General features: G+C 44.3%; 13 protein-coding genes. 5 read left to right on the forward strand and 8 right to left on the reverse strand.

The window, feature by feature from the left end; genetic code table 11:
• Positions 1-47: 47 nt before the first annotated feature.
• Complete coding sequence (gene fur, locus CXF58_RS11500) at positions 48-482, reverse strand: ferric iron uptake transcriptional regulator (protein ID WP_068406404.1); 435 nt, start codon at positions 480-482, stop codon at positions 48-50.
• A gap of 312 nt (positions 483-794) precedes the next feature.
• Between fur and CXF58_RS11505 the strand changes: the two genes are divergently transcribed.
• Positions 795-1,214 (forward strand): outer membrane protein assembly factor BamE, encoded by a 420-nt coding sequence (locus CXF58_RS11505; protein ID WP_068406454.1) that lies wholly within the window; start codon positions 795-797, stop codon positions 1,212-1,214.
• Between the two features lie 22 nt (positions 1,215-1,236).
• Here the strand turns inward: CXF58_RS11505 and CXF58_RS11510 are convergent, their stop codons facing one another.
• From CXF58_RS11510 to CXF58_RS11525, 4 genes are all read right to left on the reverse strand, one after another.
• A complete protein-coding gene (locus CXF58_RS11510) occupies positions 1,237-1,635 on the reverse strand; it encodes an RnfH family protein (protein ID WP_227514961.1) in 399 nt (132 codons plus the stop codon).
• A complete protein-coding gene (locus CXF58_RS11515) occupies positions 1,623-2,762 on the reverse strand; it encodes a hypothetical protein (RefSeq protein ID WP_068406401.1) in 1,140 nt (379 codons plus the stop codon). The genes CXF58_RS11510 and CXF58_RS11515 overlap by 13 nt, the downstream gene beginning before the upstream one ends.
• A 270-nt stretch (positions 2,763-3,032) precedes the next feature.
• Positions 3,033-3,701 (reverse strand): c-type cytochrome, encoded by a 669-nt coding sequence (locus CXF58_RS11520; RefSeq protein WP_068406399.1) that lies wholly within the window; start codon positions 3,699-3,701, stop codon positions 3,033-3,035.
• A 362-nt stretch (positions 3,702-4,063) separates the two neighbouring features.
• The gene (locus CXF58_RS11525; protein ID WP_068406397.1) at positions 4,064-4,399 is read right to left on the reverse strand and encodes a c-type cytochrome; all 336 of its coding nucleotides are present in this window, start codon (positions 4,397-4,399) and stop codon (positions 4,064-4,066) included.
• Between the two features lie 396 nt (positions 4,400-4,795).
• Between CXF58_RS11525 and yihA the strand changes: the two genes are divergently transcribed.
• The gene (yihA, locus tag CXF58_RS11530; RefSeq protein WP_068406395.1) at positions 4,796-5,551 is read left to right on the forward strand and encodes a ribosome biogenesis GTP-binding protein YihA/YsxC; all 756 of its coding nucleotides are present in this window, start codon (positions 4,796-4,798) and stop codon (positions 5,549-5,551) included.
• A gap of 186 nt (positions 5,552-5,737) precedes the next feature.
• Here the strand turns inward: yihA and CXF58_RS11535 are convergent, their stop codons facing one another.
• Positions 5,738-6,448 (reverse strand): HAD-IA family hydrolase, encoded by a 711-nt coding sequence (locus CXF58_RS11535; RefSeq protein WP_068406392.1) that lies wholly within the window; start codon positions 6,446-6,448, stop codon positions 5,738-5,740.
• A 167-nt stretch (positions 6,449-6,615) separates the two neighbouring features.
• Positions 6,616-7,641: an RluA family pseudouridine synthase gene (locus CXF58_RS11540; protein ID WP_226928766.1), complete on the reverse strand. Its 1,026-nt coding sequence runs from the start codon at positions 7,639-7,641 to the stop codon at positions 6,616-6,618.
• Positions 7,642-8,891: 1,250 nt separating this feature from the next.
• On the opposite strand from CXF58_RS11540, the gene CXF58_RS11545 reads away from it, so the two are divergent.
• On the forward strand, positions 8,892-13,277 hold the full coding sequence (locus CXF58_RS11545; protein WP_102077574.1) for an Rne/Rng family ribonuclease: 4,386 nt from the start codon (positions 8,892-8,894) through the stop codon (positions 13,275-13,277).
• Between the two features lie 277 nt (positions 13,278-13,554).
• Here CXF58_RS11545 and CXF58_RS11550 read toward each other — a convergent pair whose 3' ends face one another.
• Positions 13,555-14,478, reverse strand: coding sequence for a DUF808 domain-containing protein (locus CXF58_RS11550; RefSeq protein WP_068406389.1), 924 nt, complete (start codon positions 14,476-14,478; stop codon positions 13,555-13,557).
• A 421-nt stretch (positions 14,479-14,899) separates the two neighbouring features.
• Between CXF58_RS11550 and CXF58_RS11555 the strand changes: the two genes are divergently transcribed.
• Positions 14,900-15,757, forward strand: coding sequence for a DsbC family protein (locus tag CXF58_RS11555; RefSeq protein WP_068406386.1), 858 nt, complete (start codon positions 14,900-14,902; stop codon positions 15,755-15,757).
• A gap of 223 nt (positions 15,758-15,980) precedes the next feature.
• Positions 15,981-17,342, forward strand: coding sequence for a homoserine dehydrogenase (locus tag CXF58_RS11560; protein WP_068406383.1), 1,362 nt, complete (start codon positions 15,981-15,983; stop codon positions 17,340-17,342).
• Positions 17,343-17,355 lie beyond the last annotated feature (13 nt).

Consider the following 17,355-nt stretch of genomic DNA (forward strand, 5'->3'; position numbering starts at 1 on the left):
AATAGACTATAAATTATCAATATCAGATAATTTTTTTTCTAAAACGCTTACTTAGCGTTGTCTCTACAGGCTTGATTATCACAAATACCGTACAGCACCAAAGAATGACCAGATAGCTTAAAGCCATGCTCTGCCGCTACTTTGGTCTGCTCTTCTTCAATGGTTTTGTTATGGAACTCGACGATTTTGCCGCAGACATCACAAACCAAATGGTCATGATGCTCTTCTTGAGTAATCTCAAACACTGATAAATTGTTTTCAAAGTTGTGGCGCTCAACGATACCCGCTTGCTCAAACTGGGTTAATACGCGATAAACGGTTGCCAGCCCCACATCTTCACCTTGGTCAATCAGTGCTTTATATACCTCTTCAGCACTCATATGATGCAGCTCCGCACTTTCGAGCAGCTCTAAAATTTTGATACGTGGTAACGTTACCTTTAAACCCGCTTTACGTAAATCTTGATTGGTAAAAGAAGCCATAATATCCCTTCTGACTATGAAAGTCTTAGCAAATGAATTCAAAAAACAGGAGTTAAATAAACATCAATAGTTAATAATAAGTGCTGATAAAATATAAAAACAATAAAAAATGAACGATTATGCAGAGCATTTTTTGCGAAAAATCGCTGCCAAGTGTTTGAATTTAAAATATAAATAATAAAGGCGGTAAAATAGCACTTGGTAAATAATGTCGTAAGTGGTAGGCAATTGCAAGTAAATGACGTATCATTTGTGCAAGATTGCCTGCAAGACCCACATTATCGGTTTTTAGCGGCGCCTAACCCATTTTTTATGAGTCATTTTACCATGATAAAGACCTTTAATTTTCGTTCGTTAAGCTCTGCAAACGCATTACGTAAGATTGCCATGACGACTATGCTCGGTGCTACTGTGGCTATGTCTGGCTGCTCGTTACTGAGTGTCTATAAGATTGACTTGCCCCAAGGCACTGCCATTACCCAAGCGCAAGCGCAAAAAGTGCAAGTGGGTATGAATCAAAATCAGGTGCTTTATATTCTTGGTAGCCCAGCAATCAGAGACACGCTCGCGCCAAAACGCTGGGACTACATTTACGACTATAAAGCCGGAACAGAAGGTCGCCGTAAAGGTATCGCCGATGTCAAAAATGCCAGCCAGCATTTGATTGTTTATTTCGATGATAATGGTATAGTGACCCGCATTGAAGGTATCGATAGCCTGCCTGCATCATAAGTCTGATAGAAATTTCTAAAAACTAACCGCGAGATTTATTTTTGCGCTGAGACATGGGATCAGCGCTTAAGCTGCGATATACCTCTACCCGATCAGACGGCTGCAATATATAATTGAGTGGCTGCTTTTGCGCGTATACCCCAACATGCCAGCGCTTAGCCGTTGGCGTCATCGTATTGGCAACCTGCTCGCACCAGCTTGCTAGCTCTTCAAACTGTTTTAGCCAACCTGCCTGAGCCAAGGCCTCATACAAAGTTGTGCCCTGCCTAACTTGAACAGTTTGATAATGCTGACGCGTCGCCTCTTCTGCATACGCCAGAAATACTGTTATCAAATCACTCTGCTCAGCCTGAGTTAGGTTAACGTTAACCTCATCTTTATCAGCTGTACTATGGTTAGCAGCAGTCCTCAGCTTAACCACTGCATCACCCAACCGATTAACGCTAACAGTAATGCCAGCGGCACAATAAGGCGTATCGCCACCCGCCACAAGTTATAAAAAGCTTCATTGCCAAAGTTTAAAGACTTACGCAAGTGGCTAATTTTCATCTGCCAACCAGCAAAGACGGACAATAACAGCACGGCGATACTACTGATAATCACCAAAATACCGACTAGCCAATTGGTCGGTATGGCGACAACTAACAATAGCGCTAGCACAAACGTTAACACCACACTGACTAGCAAACCAAATTTATGCGCCAATTGCTGCGTACTATAATGGAGCAAATAGCTGACCACAAACAGCACCCCAACCCAATAAAGTAACTGCCCAATCGGTGGTAGCGCCATGCCACTGATAAATAAAGCGACCACACCAACCACTAGCTGTAATATCCAAATCGGTAATACCAGCTTGGTTGCGCGATATGCTTGCGCGGCACTATTACGAGTGGTTTGCGCATTGTGATTATCAGCCCTTACCGCCGTGACCGTTTGCTTGCTCACTAGGTGTTGACCAAACCAGTATAAACCTGTACCCGCACCGACGCTCACTAATGCCAACGCCACGGCGCGCGCCCACTCGCTCAAGCTGACATCGGTCATGGCAAAAGCGATATTTGGCAGACCGTTGGCCACACCCAATAATAAACCGACCAGCATTAAACCCAAGCCTATTGGTAACGGTGCCACGCCTAGTAAGCTTAATAAGACGGCGATAACCATCAATCCTGCAGCAATGGCGAAGCTTGGTATATTAGGTACGCTATTGAGCTCCGTCAAGGCGGCTAAAATGCCGGTGCTTGCTCCCGATATGACAAGCGCCGCAATGAGGATAGAAACCAGTGCCGCGAGCCAACCAAAACTGCGCCAAAAGGTGCTGGCATCGGCTTCACGCGTAAGCTTTTGCATACCCGCTAAAGGTGCTTCAGCGCTACGATAAGCCAACGCAATTTCCGCATACACAACGGGCAGCGAAACCAATACCATCGCCACAAGCCACAGCAACCAAAAGTCAATCTCGCCTATGGATGCGGGCGCAAACCAGCGAAATAACAATAGCGGTAGCAACGCGGCGATAAAGTAAGAAGCATAGCGAATCATCATAATCTAAATCCAAGCGATTCAAAGTGAATAATAGTTAAGGCTATAAAGTACTGATAGACATCTATATTTTCTATGATAGCGTCATATGAAAGCGCTTAATTCTTATAAGGGTTATCAAAGCTTATGCAAATTATATAAGGACTAACAGTTATAAAAAAACCCCGAAATCGGGGTTTAAGAGCTAAATCATAACGGCGGCAGCAAATTGCTTCACTTATTATATAATCTCACTAAGCGCGTCAAAGTGCGAGCCGCTACATAGGTAGCAGATTAGTGAATCGCGCTCACATAATCTGACAAGATACGAATATCGCGATCAGATAGTTTTGCCGCAACCATCTGCATCATACCCATCTCGCCTTCTTTTTCCGCATCGTTAACACGTTTTTGCTCATCGCTATCGATATCATCAACACGACCAGCAGCACGGAAAAGCTTTAGCTGAGTGGCAATATATTCAGCGTGCTGTCCGCCTAAACGCGGAAATGCAGCCCAAACGTTACCCGCAGCATCTGGACCATGACAGCCTGCACAACCGATCACGCCACGGGATTTGTCACCACCTAAAAACAGCTTAGTCGCTTCTTGCGTCGTCGCAGGATTACCAAATGCGACGCCCCAAGGTTTTTGGCTGGCATAATAGCCTGCGACGTTGGCTAAATCTTGCTGAGATAAATTGGCAACTTGTGACTGCATGATACCGTTTTTACGGTAGCCTGATTTAAAATTGACCAATTGCTTATATAAGTACTTTACGTTTTGACCGCCAAGATTCGGCTGGGCTGGCACAGGACTGACACCATCAACACCATGACAAGCCGCACAAACGGTTTCTGCAATTTGCTTACCTGCATTGACGTCATGTTCAGGAACAATAATAGCAGCTTGTACGCTGAAACTTGCAACACATAAGCTGGCGGCAGCGATTAACTTTTTCATTGATACAAATCCTACTAACTCGACGTAAGCATTATTTAGAGTGATTGCATTATCAAAAGCCGCACCCACTACAAAGATAGCATCTAATCAGCTACGCTATGTATTACGCGGTCTTTATCACAAGCAGCCCGAAAGTACTTACTAATATCAGGGTTTATTTTGGATTATTATAGCAAGACTTTTTACTATTTGCCTACTTAATCGTAGCATTGGTTATTTTTTCTGGCTGTTCGATATTTATTCACTTAATAAAAAAACAAAAAGCGCAATAGGTTTACTCACCCTGCGCCTCGTATCATTTATCATTACATTTATTTAGCCATACAAAACTACTTACTGCTTGGCTATTTATTATTCATTTACTACTTGCTCATATACTCGATAAGCTTACGGTAATCGTCATCGCTACAGTCTTGGCATAAGCCGCCCGCTGGCATTTGAATCATGCCATTTTTGACAGACTTAACCAGCGCTGGCATACCTTTTTGTTTGATAAGCTGTTGCCATTTGGCACTATCGCCTTTTTTAATCGCATTAAGTGCGCCACTATCGTGACAGGCGGCACATGAGTTATTATAGGATGTTGCAATATCGGCGGCGCCTGCACTACTGATCGTCGCCATACCAATGATTAAAGCAGCACTACTGGCAGCTAAGAAACGATAGCTTTTGGCAAAAATGTCGGTGATTGAGAACATAAGACACCTCATATCTTTTTCGTTCGCTTAATCCATAATTTTATTAAGCGGTTATCGTGCAATGATCATTCACTTTATCTGACTAAATATTGTAACAATATATGTCATATTAATATATATAAATATGGTTTAGCTTTGTTAACAACGTTTATTTAAATAAAAACTTCCACTCAAACACGATTTTATTTACGGTTATGTTGTCATTAATATGAGGGTAATTGCCTTTATTTCAATAACTAAGCGATGTAATAGTATAGAATAGGCATTATCCTAAAACACTTATATTATTAACTACCGATTTTTACCATTCATCTATTTTAGGCATCGCTCAGCGCTCTGCTTTATTCACAAACTTTTCACTACCGTATCTAATTTTTTAAGATTAATGAGTCATTTATGAGTACCCCGTTTAAAGATGTCGCCGCCGAACATGCGGATTTTAATACCAAAGCCCGTCAGCGCATTCAGCAAACTGAATTTATGACGTCAGCGCCGACTTTTCGCCTTTGTCCGCCCGATGTAGGGCTCGAAGTCGCTTTTGCTGGTCGCTCGAACGCGGGAAAATCGTCCGCTATCAACGCCCTAACCAATCAGCGCCAACTGGCACGTTCGTCTAAAACGCCTGGGCGTACGCAAATGATTAACTTTTTTAGTATCGGCGATACCGATACGCGTTTGGTTGATTTGCCGGGTTATGGTTACGCGGCGGTGCCACTTGAGATGAAAAAAGAATGGCAGGTTGAGCTTGAAGAATATCTGGTCTCACGCTCAAGTTTGGCAGGTTTGGTACTGATGACCGATATCCGTCATCCGCTTAAATTCTTTGATGAGCAAATGCTGCATTGGGCAAAAGATGGCGAGTTACCCGTGCATATTTTGCTCACCAAAGCCGATAAGCTTAAATATGGCGCGTCTAAAACTGCGCTGCTTAATACCCGTAAAAGACTTAAGCAGTTGGGTTTAGACTGCACGATACAGTTGTTTTCCGCATTAAGAAAAGAAGGTCTTGATGAGCTGGCAGGCGTCATGGGTAATTGGTATCAATATCAGGCCAGGGAGGATAAAAATGCTGAAGCGTCTGTTATTGAAAACCAAGAAAATAGAATAGAAACTAGCGACCAAAGCGCTGATAAGCAAAAAGGTACTGAATAAATTATCGTATTTGATGATTTAGAGGCTTATTTAAAGGCTAACCTGATTTAAAGACCGCCGCTTTTGCAAACGCTAAGCAGAAATTAAGAAGAGTTTATCATTTATAACGATAAACCCTTCTTTTATGGGTATTTTTTGAAAAATCTATTTGTTAAGATTAAATGGGGTTTTGGTTAAGCACTTAATTTATGCACATAACAATGCCACTAATTCTTGCGGCGTGTCCACTTGATAAGTTGGCTGCTCGGCAGCAAGCTCGCTGCTTGACGCTGTGCCATAATTGACCGCAATACTGGTCATGCCCAAACGATTGGCCATTTGTATATCGTAGATACTGTCACCGATAAATACTGCCTGCGAGATTGACTGCTTGGTGTAGTCTAAGATATCGCTCAGCATTTGCGGATCAGGTTTGGAGCCGGATTCATCAGCACAGCGCGTGATGGTAAAATAGTGATGGCTAGCAGAAGCCTCTAATACTCGATCTAACCCCTTTCTTTTTTTGCCGGTAGCGACCGCAAGCTGTTTATCTTGCTGCTTTAACGTCAGGAGCATATCGTCTATCGGCATAAAAAACGGCGTACGATGGCTGTTCGGAATATAATAATCCGCATAGCTTTGCTGAATGGCAAGCTTTTGCGTATCGCTTGCTTGCGGATATAAAATCTCAATGCCGTGCATTAAGCTTAGCCCAATAATGTCTTTGACGGCCTGATCGGTAGTCGTAAAGCCATGCGCCTCGCCTGCTACATGCATCGACTCAATGATTAGGCCAATCGAATCCATCAAGGTACCATCCCAATCAAAAATAATCAGCGTTTTATCAGCTAAATGATGCTCAGCTGCTAATTCAGAAGTATTGGTTGGCGCTGTTTTGTTAGCGCTAGATGCTGTCATGGACTAACCCTTTACAAATAACAAATGGCAAATATAAAAATGTCACAGGTCCTTATTTGGCGAATGTATGCGCAAATAAGCAACTGTGACGATTGTGTTAAATAGTCATTTCAAAACTGCATTGACTATCAGTCTTTAAACAGCCTTTAAAAAGAAATTTTTAAAACTTATTCAGGCAGCTGCATATCTGCTGGTAACCAATCTTTCATCTCATCTGGTAATGGCGCGGTAATGGTTTCATAGCCAGGAATATCTAAACGCCACGCATGTAAACACAAACGATGCACGCCCGATTTGTCATGCACATTGTATTTATCATCACCTAAAATAGCATGACCGATATGCGCCAAATGTACGCGAATTTGATGGGTGCGACCGGTCAAAGGTTTTGCTTCAAGCAGGCTCACTGGCTGATCGTTCAGCGTAAAGCGGCCATGCACAATGATATCGGTCTGGCTTTCTTTGGCTTGTGGGTCTTGCGCATCTACTTTTACGCGGCGCTCACCGCTAGCCAGCGTATAGCGCAGTAATGGCGCGTCGATACGCTGCTCATTGAGCGCAGGTTGACCTTTCGCTAGGCAAAGATAATGCTTTTGAATGGTTCTATCGACAAGATGCTGCTGGAGCACTTTCAACGTTGAGCGCTTTTTAGAAATCATCAGCAGACCTGAAGTATCTTTATCGATACGATGAATCAGCTCGAGATATTTTTTACCTGTAACTTCGCGCATGGCTTCAATAACGCCAAAATCTAAACCACTACCGCCATGCACAGCAATACCAGCAGGCTTATTAAGTACGATTAGACCCTCATCTTCGTAGACCACTCGCGCCAATAAGCTATTGGCAAATTCAGCGCTGATAATCGGTTTATCACGGGTCGCCAGCTGTACAGGCGCTATACGTACCACGTCTTCACGTTGCAATCTGTCATGCGCTTTACAGCGTTTATTATTAACGCGCACTTCGTCTGAGCGAATCATCTTGTAGATGTGGGATTTTGGCAAACCCTTTAGGCGATTGAGCAAAAAGTTGTCTAAGCGCTGGTCGTGCTGATGGCGCGTGACTTCAAGGTAATTGACCTTTTCAAAGTTACTGATTTCGTCGTCGGCACTTTGCGGGCGCGTTTTACTATTAAAGATAGCGGGCGCTTCGTGGATAGGCTGTTCGGTTGGCATTTTTGAGTTTGTCATTTTTAGTTAGGTATTTACACAAAGATTTGCTATAGTTTAGCATGTTGAGCGCCAATTAAGCAGAGGCTGCGACAATAATTCCTTGTTGTTACAGACAATATTACGCCTTTGCTACTACTGGTTAGTCAGGCAATAGCTGTTATAAAGGTTGCCAAACTTGTGCGTTTCATCTGATTTTAAGGGTGTTATATCCCTTGATATACCCTATAATGCCCCATAAATTGTAAGAACAACGCTGATAATCATCTATATATAGAATGTATCAGTACCCAAAATTTTTAGTACAACGTTTTTTAGTAATATAGTTTTTTATCAAGACAAAACACGCTGATATTAAACGACATCGCTTTGATGAATTGGCTAATAACCATTTTATCGCGCGATAACAACATAACATTTACTCACTACCGCCTAACCACGACTTATTTTGATAATTATTTATCACGCATAACTAATTATCAGCCAGTCCTTTAGCGCACAGTTGAGCAAGTATGGGTCGCTTAGAGCCAGAATCGAGCATCATTGATTGATTATCGATAGCTGCCTAAGTATTGGTGGTCAAACAGAGCACGCGAAGTAGGATAGACAAGAGACACCGCGCCGATAAGCCGGTCATTTATTCTGTTTGCCAAGTACGCCCCGCTGATGATTAGAGCAGCGCCACCTAGCTTTGAGTTACCCCAGATATTTTTGACGTGATAGCCAAAAGAACGATAAATAAAGAATGACCAATTGCTTTACCTAAAAGGATAACCGCTGCACGGCACTGTTTTATGCACTAGCACTTACCGATAAAACAGTTCTTTATTAACAGCGCTATGATTGCTAGACCTTGATTGATTAATTGTGACAACACGATGCTTTTTTGGTAATTGTGACCTCTTAAATCTCAGTCCTTATCCATCGCCGCCCTTACAAGGTGTGCGAATTAAACTTGGATAAATGGCTGTCAAAAAGACCACAAACCCGCGCGTGCCTTAATCGTTAGACCAGGCCTACTCATAATATGATATAGATAGTAGCTTTACACCCTACCTTGTCTATACGAACGTTACCGACATTAGCAGGATAAATGGCTAATACATTTTAGGTTAACAGCAGTTACGAAAAGCTCATGTGCTTGCCGTCATTTCTGCTTTACGTTCTACCGCTCATTAACATCTACTCAGGTTGATTTACCCTTAACCTCACTTGCTCACTTGCCCGAAAGCCTGCCCCGTCGTTGTTATGCGTACTCATAGGATTCAAACATGAAACGCATTTTAATCAACGCTACTCAAAACGAAGAAATTCGCGTTGCCCTTTGTAAAGGTAATCATCTTTACGATTTCGATTTAGAAAACCGTACCCGCGAACAAAAAAAATCCAACATTTATAAAGGTCATGTGACCCGTGTCGAGCCATCGCTTGAAGCGGTATTTGTCGAATATGGCTCACAGCGTCAAGGTTTCTTACCGATTCGTGAAATTTCTGCTGAATATTTAAGCGGCAATCCACGCGATGAAAACATCAAAAAACTGATCAAAGAAGGCGATGAGCTCATCGTCCAAGTTGAAAAAGAAGAGCGTGGTAATAAAGGCGCGGCTTTATCAACTTACGTGTCACTAGCAGGTCGTTATTTGGTGTTAATGCCAAACAACCCTCGTGGCGGCGGTATTTCACGTCAAATCTCGGGTAAATTGCGTGAAGATATGAAGCGTATGCTTGGCAGCTTAGATTTGCCAAAAGGCATGAGCGTTATCATCCGTACCGCCGGTATTGGCAAAACCCAAGAAGACTTGCAACACGATTTAAATCACTTGCTTAATATCTGGCAAGCCATCCAAGAACAAAATCAAAAATATCCTTCACCGCGTTTGGTACATCAAGAAGCTGGCGTCGTGACGCGCGCCGTGCGTGATTATCTACGTGATGATATTGCTGAGATTTGGATCGATAACGAAAACGCTTATATCGAAGCGGCAGGTTTTATCGACGCGGTGATGCCAAAACAAGCTGAAAAGCTACGTAAATACACCGATTATGAGCCGATGTTTTCGCGCTTTAATATCGAAAAACAAATCGAAACGGCCTATCAGCGTGAAGTACGTTTGCCATCAGGTGGCTCAATCGTTATTGACCAAACTGAAGCCTTGGTCTCTATCGATATTAACTCAGCCAAGTCAACCAAAGGCTCAGACGTTGCTGAAACTGCTTATCATACCAACTTAGAAGCCGCCGATGAGATTGCCCGTCAATTGCGCTTGCGTGATATGGGCGGCTTGATTGTCATTGATTTCATCGATATGAATGACAATAAACACCAAAAAGAAGTTGAAAAACGTTTAGTTGATGCTACCAAATATGACCGCGCCCGCGTACAGTTCGGTGATATCTCTAAATTTGGCTTGATGGAGATGAGCCGTCAGCGTCTTCGCCCATCACTAGAAGAATCGACTGGCTATATCTGCCCACGCTGTCATGGTAACGGCATGATTCGTGATTTGCGTTCGCTGTCACTATCGATTATGCGTCAAATTGAGCAAATCGCCTTAAAAGAACGTCAAGGTGAAGTACAGGCAGAAGTACCGACTGATATCGCTGCTTTCTTATTAAATGAAAAGCGTGATGCCTTGGTCTACCTTGAGCAAGACAGTGGTACGCGTATCACGATTTTGCCACACGCGCATTTAGAATCGCCAAACTTTAAGCTGCACTTTAATCGTGATGGTTTTGCCCCATCGAGCTATGAGCGTATTACCGATACCCAGCAACAAGAGCATAGCGACCTAGGTTATAACGTCGATTGGCAGACGGCTGATTCAGTGCGCCCTGAGCAGCAGCCGACGCGCCAGCCCCGTCAAGTAGCTGATAATGGCAGCAATAAAAACAGCCAAGCGACTCCTCGTGCCAATAGTCAGCAGCATGCACAGCAACAGCAGCAAAGCACGACCAGTCATAGCAATGACCATCGTAGCAATGCCAATGCTAGCGCTAGCAATGTAGCAACACGTGTACCCCAACCTCAAACTCAGTCACAAAGTACGCCAACTGTTGCGACTACCGCGGCGCCAGTAGCTTCGCAAAATAATAACGCGACTACCGCCCAACCTCAAGCAGTCGCTTGGTTATCCAACCTATTTGCCCAAGCGCCACAAGCATCGACGACGCCTAAAGTCAGTAGCCATGATGCCGCCGAAGCGATTGAAGCACTGGTAAATACTGGCGCTCAAAGCCTTGGTTCGTTTGGACAAATCGACAACAGCGCCTTAGACACTAACACTCAAGCCGCAGCAGCGCCGCAAACGTCGAGCAATCAGCAGAACACTGAGCAACAGCCGAATACTAATCTTCAGCAAGCCGCTAATAGCAATACTGATGATAGCAACGACGCTGAAGACAGAAGAAGACGCAAGCCGCGTAAATCAAGACCCTCTAAAATGCGTCAAAGAAAAGAGCCGTCAGATGAGCCCAATGGTAATGCTGCTAGCAACAATGTAGAAGACAGCCGCTCAACTAGTACTGACGACAAGCAAGCTGACAGCCAAGATAAACGTCAGCATGATAATCGACGCCCTAATGACCGTAATCGCAACAACCGTCAAGACAGCGGTCGTAATGGAAATGGAAATAGTAATACCGAGCACAATGACGCTGCTAGAAAAGACGTTAATACAACAGATGAGCAAACGCGTGCCAAGCGTAAATCAAACAGCCAGCGCTCCTCACGCGGAAAAATTGAGCGCGGTGAGACGTTAAGTGCGAATAACGAGCACAGCAATAAAGAGACCAGTCATAGCAATGACAAAAATCAGACCAGTACCCGCCGCAACCAAGACCCTAATGAAGTGGTGTTACAGGTCAATGAAGCGGCTACGGAGCTCAAGTCACCCGAAGTTGTGCATTTGTCTTTAGATGACAGCAAATCGGTAACAGCAACGCGCCAAGCGCCTGAAAAGCAAAGCGCTGAGAAAGCTAGCAATGAAGCTGATAAGCAGAAAGCAAGTAAGGAAGACAGCACTCCGGAAAATGCGGATAAGCAGGAAGCCGTTGAGCAAATGACTGACAGTCAAGCTGCTAAAAACAGCCGTGACTCGGTTGATAGTAGTCCAAAAACCAGTACGCAAACTGTGACTGCCGACGCTGCTAAAGCGGATAAGCAGGAAGCCGTTGAGCAAATGACTGACAGTCAAGCTGCTAAAAACAGCCGTGACTCGGTTGATAGTAGTCCAAAAACCAGTACGCAAACTGTGACTGCCGACGCTGCTAAAAGTGACAATCCTGCAAGTGCCGATGCGGTGGTAGCGGCAGCAAAAATGGACGACGCTAAGACAAGCACCACTGAAGACAAAGTACAAAAGTCTGACGCTAACTCTGTAGACGAGCGTAATGTCGAGGCTACGAAACCAGCAGCGGATGAGCAATCGACCTCTAAAAGTCGTAGTGCTGTCAAAACTAGCGACAAAGCTGATGATGTAGCACCTACCGAAGCGCAGAAAACTGCTGCTGATGTTGATGCTAATACAGATAATACTGATAGTAGCAATCAAGCAGCGTTTGAGATTGACCATGAAGCTTTATTTGCCAAGCGTTATGTAACGGCTGAAAAGTTCGGTCAAGCCAGCAATGATCCTCGCGTAGTTCGTCGTCAGCAGGCTCAAGTCTCGTCAACTACAACGTCGAATGAGCAAACGCCTGTGGTAAATGAGCAACGCGCTGTGAACGTTCCAGCTATCCGCGGTACGGTTGGTGAGTTTATCCGCGCAACCTTGCCAGAGGCGCAAGCGCGTTTAGCCGCTGAAGGCGTGATTAATTGCTTTAATGCGGCTATCGCTTTGCATCTAGAGCAAGCTAACGCTGTTAACGTAAAGGTAGATAGTAACAACGAGTCTAAAGTCGAGACTGGCAAGACTGCCAAGCAAGATTTTGACTTCAGTAACTATGGTTATGAGCCTTTAGCAGCGGACTATCTCGCACGCTTTGAGGCGATGACGCAAGCCGTCAGTCAATTTGCCGCAGCGCAGGGTAAAACAGCCGTTCAGCCCCGCCCTATTAGCAAGCGGGCGAGCAACGACCCACGTGGTCAGCATCCTGACTATCAGGAGCCAGCTGCAACCACAGTCGCCGAAGCGGCCAAAAAAGACGCTTTAGCGGCCAACAGCAATGCTGACGCTGACATTAACGTTGACGCTCAGAATGTAGATGCGACTGCGCTGGCCAATCAAAGTCAGACAGAAGATGTCAGCGCTGATAGTGACGAGCTGCTAAAAGTAGAGCAAGCACTAGAAGCAGAGAACGCTGAGCAACCTGAGGTTAATGCTGTAGAAGCGGACAACGTTGAAGTAGCAGATACTGAAGCTAAAGATGCTGACTCTGATGTCGAGCAAAGCGAAAACGAGCAAGCGTCTGAGTCTACTGAACAGCTATCAGAGCAAGCGACGAAAGAGGAAATCCAGGCGGCGAAGTCAAAAACGACCATCGCCAGTTATAAAAACATGATCGAAAATGTGGCCGAGCAACTACTGCCACAAAAAGGCATGTTTAATTTAACGACGCCAAAAGTGCCAAAAGCGCGGACGCGTAAGCCGAAAGCGGAGCATAAAAAGCCGACGCAAGCGGAAAAATCAGAAAATGACGATTCTGATAGCGAAAGCTAATAGCCGTCATAAATAATCTTTTAAAAAATATTAAAGCCCCAAAGTTGTTAGCAACTTTGGGGCTTTTCTATGAATATAGCTTTATAAAGATCTTTTAAAGTCAAAATATCCTAAAAACGCGACGGTATTGCTGATATCAATTTTTTGTAGCCTCTGTCTGCGCAGACACAGCAAGCAAGAAAAATTGATATCAGCAGTGCGTGATGTATCAATATTACTTTTCACTCACTATATATCAATGCCACGTTTTGATAATCCTAATCTTTGAAAAACAAACTTAATGGATAGAAGGCTCGTCTTTATGACGTATCTTATTGATAACCGTAAATAGCGCAACAATCGCAGCGCCAATAATAAAACCGATAACGCCATTTAATAAGGCAGTGGTAAAGCTCTCAAATATGCCAGTCAAATGCGCAATATCTTCAACTTCATGGTGCAAAAAGTTGATGCCGTGTACCAAAATACCGCCACCGACTAAAAACATGGCTAAAGTACCAGCGATTGATAAAAACTTCATCAGTTTGGGGGCTGCCGCAAATAAGACCTTACCGGTTTTTTGGGTAAAATCGCCGTCTTTTTGCATCATATGCAAGCCTAAGTCGTCGATTTTAACGATGCCCGCGACCAAACCATAAATACCGACAGTAATACCAATGGCTAAAATAGACAGCACCAAACTACGCTGTAACAAAGTAGCGGTTGCCGTCGCACCTAGCGCAATCACAATAATTTCTGCTGATAAAATAAAATCGGTACGCACCGCCCCTTTGATTTTTTCTTTTTCAAAGGCGACCAAATCAACGTTTTTATCAGCGTTGGCTTGCCGACGAGCATTTTGCTCTTCATCATCTGGCAGGGCATGCGGCCAAAATCGATGAATCACTTTTTCAGCGCCTTCATAAACCAAAAACAAGCCGCCACACATCAGCAAAAAGGTGATTAAAGGCGGATAAATGGCGCTAATAAGGATGGCTGCTGGCACCAAAATAAGCTTATTAATAAACGAGCCTTTGGCAACCGCCCAAACGACTGGCAGCTCACGATTTGCTGTGACGCCGGTGACCTGCTCGGCATTCAACGCCAAATCATCACCCAATACCCCCGCGGTTTTTTTGGCGGCGACCTTAGTCATGACCGAAACGTCATCGAGTATCACACTGATATCATCAAGTAGGGTTAATAAACTGGCACCTGCCATAGGGTCTCCTTAGAAAGTTAGAAAGTTAGAAAGAAAAATAATAATAGAAAAATTATTTTAATGAATAATTTAATGTTGATGACAGTAGCCTACCTAGACATAAACCTAGATGAAATAGTGCAAATGTATTTTATATCGGCTTTTTAATGGCTATCTGTAAATAATACATTTGCCGATAATATTTACCGTTAATAAAGTTGGCAATGTCAACAAATAGCCTTTGGTGGTTATTTCTAAAAATATGTTAATATAACCAGTATTGCTACTTATCTTTTATTATCAATAAATTGCCCCTCGTCCTTGAAATATATCGCGCTGACAACAAAATCTAGCGTATACGGGATAAGCGTTCATACACCATCTATGTCCCTGTTTTTATATCTATATCTTGCTTAGGCATCACCGCCTAAAGGAAATATCTATGTTTTTACCTTCTTTCTCTAAAGCCACCCCTGCTCGCGCTCTATTTTCTCGCAAGCCTTTATCGCGGATGATGATGAGCGCATTGCTGGTCGCGATTGCCGCAGGCTGCTCGAATAATGCGGCTGATGCGACCAGCAATACAGGCATCGTCAATAGCGCCGAAGCCAAAGTAAGCACCGCGCAAGTCGCCGATAATGATGCAGCAGTGGTCAAAGCCTTACAAGCAAATCTAAAAGCCTCAGGGATTGAAGAAGAAATCATTTCAGCTGTACCAACAGATATGGACGATATTTACTGGGTAACGGCATCAGGCTTACCATCGTTTTTTACCGATAAATCTGGCAAACATATTATCCAAGGACAAATCATCGCCGTTGGGCAAGATGCGCCAGTCGATATCAGTGGCGCTTTGGTTGCCAAAGCCGCGCAAGACGCTCTAAAAACGGTCGATAAAAAAGACATGGTTATTTATCCAGCAAAAGGCGCGACCAAATCAGTTGTTTATGCGTTTACCGATGCCGACTGCCCTTATTGCACCAAGCTTCATGAAGAAATGGGCGATATCAATGCACGCGGTATTGAAGTACGTTATTTAGCGTGGCCACGCAGCGAAGGCAGTATCCCAAAGATGGAAGCCATTTGGTGTAGCGAAGATCGCAAGGCGGCGATGGATCAAGCGAAAATGGGTGCTAATGTCCAAGCGCCTAGTTGTAATAGCCCGGTGAAAGAGCAAATCGAGCTTGGAATGTCGCTAGGGGTACGCGGCACGCCAGCTATCTTTACCGAGTCTGGCCAACAAATCGGCGGCTATCTACCAGCGGCGCAATTGGCGCAAACAGCGATTGATGCCAGCTAGTCATCTATCTTGATATTGCTGACCTTAGCGACAGTGAGATTGGGTAGACGCCACAAGCGCTTATCGGTATGATACGATGAAGCGCTAGGTAAAATTAGCGGTGTATTTTTATACTTTTCTTCTTTATATCAGCCTCATTTATAAACACTTTTATATAAGTCTTTTTATGTAAGCGCTGTCATAGAAGCATTTTTATCCAACTCTATAATCTCTTGAGGATACTGTGAGCAAATCCATCAAACTAGCGATACTTGGTCTGGGCACCGTCGGAACGGGCGTGATCAATCTAATCAATGACAATTTAGATGAGTTAAAACGCCGTAGCGGACGAGACATTGTGATTACCGAAGTCGGTACCCGTCGTCAGCGCGATGATATCGACGCTACCATCGTACAAAATAGTGACTTGATGGCAACTGCTGCCAGTGACAATGTCGATATTGTCATCGAGGTGATTGGCGGTACGACCTTGGCTAAAGATGTGATTATGCATGCCATTAAACACGGCAAACATGTGGTCACTGCCAATAAAGCCTTGCTCGCCGAACACGGCAATGAGATTTTTGCCTTTGCCGAAGCCCATAATGTGCACGTTGCTTATGAAGCGGCGGTGGCAGGTGGTATTCCAATTATCAAAGTCATGCGTGAAGGCCTTGCTGCCAATAAGATTGAGTGGTTAGCTGGTATTATCAATGGCACTGGCAACTTTATCATGACTGAAATGCGTGATAAAGGTCGCCCGTTCGCCGATGTTTTAAGCGAAGCACAAGCACTTGGTTACGCCGAAGCCGATCCAACCTTTGATGTCGAAGGTATTGATGCGGCGCATAAGCTTGCGCTCCTCGCCTCTATCGCCTTTGGGATTCCGCTACAGTTTGACAAAGTTTACTGCGAAGGTATCACCGGTATTACCTTGCAAGACGTCAACTACGCCGAAGAGCTTGGCTACCGTATCAAACATCTAGGCTTTGCGGTACGCCGCGAAGACAACGGTTCAGGTGATGGCCAAGGAAATAACGGCGCGGCTGGTATCGAGCTGCGTGTTCATCCAACCCTCATTCCACAGAACGCCCTACTTGCCAACGTTAATGGCGTAAAAAATGCGGTATTAGTCAACTCGCACCCACTTGGTCAGACGCTATATTGCGGTGATGGCGCTGGTGCTGGAGCAACGGCTTCTGCAGTCATGGCGGATGTCATGGATTTGGTTCGCGTTCTTGGTAGTAAAGATAGCAACAATGAAAGCACGAACGGTCACCATGTGCCGCATCTAGCGTTTATCCCAGAGCAATTATCAGACACACCTATCTTGCGTGCTGAGCAAATGATTACCGGTTACTATCTGCGCGTGCATGCGCATGACAATCCGGGCGTTTTGGCGGATATCACTCGTATTTTGAGTGACGCGGGTATCAATATCGATGCCATTTTACAAAAACCTGCGCATAAGCTGGGCCAAGTACCAGTGATTATCTTGACCCTACCTGTGGTGGAAAGTCAGATGAATCTGGCGATTGAAAAAATCGAGAAGCTCGATACCATTACAGATAAAGTCGTCCGTATTCGCTTAGACGAGCTGGCGTAATCTATCTAGCGAT

Origin of the sequence: Psychrobacter sp. Sarcosine-02u-2 (assembly GCF_002836335.1) — a bacterium.
GTDB lineage: Bacteria > Pseudomonadota > Gammaproteobacteria > Pseudomonadales > Moraxellaceae > Psychrobacter > Psychrobacter faecalis.

Bases quoted from the DNA above. Each gene is read 5' to 3' on its own strand.
- fur (WP_068406404.1), bottom strand. From the start codon at position 482: ATGGCTTCTTTTACCAATCAAGATTTACGTAAAGCGGGTTTAAAGGTA.
- CXF58_RS11505 (WP_068406454.1), top strand. From the start codon at position 795: ATGAGTCATTTTACCATGATAAAGACCTTTAATTTTCGTTCGTTAAGC.
- CXF58_RS11515 (WP_068406401.1), bottom strand. From the start codon at position 2,762: ATGATGATTCGCTATGCTTCTTACTTTATCGCCGCGTTGCTACCGCTA.
- CXF58_RS11520 (WP_068406399.1), bottom strand. From the start codon at position 3,701: ATGAAAAAGTTAATCGCTGCCGCCAGCTTATGTGTTGCAAGTTTCAGC.
- CXF58_RS11525 (WP_068406397.1), bottom strand. From the start codon at position 4,399: ATGTTCTCAATCACCGACATTTTTGCCAAAAGCTATCGTTTCTTAGCT.
- yihA (WP_068406395.1), top strand. From the start codon at position 4,796: ATGAGTACCCCGTTTAAAGATGTCGCCGCCGAACATGCGGATTTTAAT.
- CXF58_RS11535 (WP_068406392.1), bottom strand. From the start codon at position 6,448: ATGACAGCATCTAGCGCTAACAAAACAGCGCCAACCAATACTTCTGAA.
- CXF58_RS11540 (WP_226928766.1), bottom strand. From the start codon at position 7,641: ATGACAAACTCAAAAATGCCAACCGAACAGCCTATCCACGAAGCGCCC.
- CXF58_RS11545 (WP_102077574.1), top strand. From the start codon at position 8,892: ATGAAACGCATTTTAATCAACGCTACTCAAAACGAAGAAATTCGCGTT.
- CXF58_RS11550 (WP_068406389.1), bottom strand. From the start codon at position 14,478: ATGGCAGGTGCCAGTTTATTAACCCTACTTGATGATATCAGTGTGATA.
- CXF58_RS11555 (WP_068406386.1), top strand. From the start codon at position 14,900: ATGTTTTTACCTTCTTTCTCTAAAGCCACCCCTGCTCGCGCTCTATTT.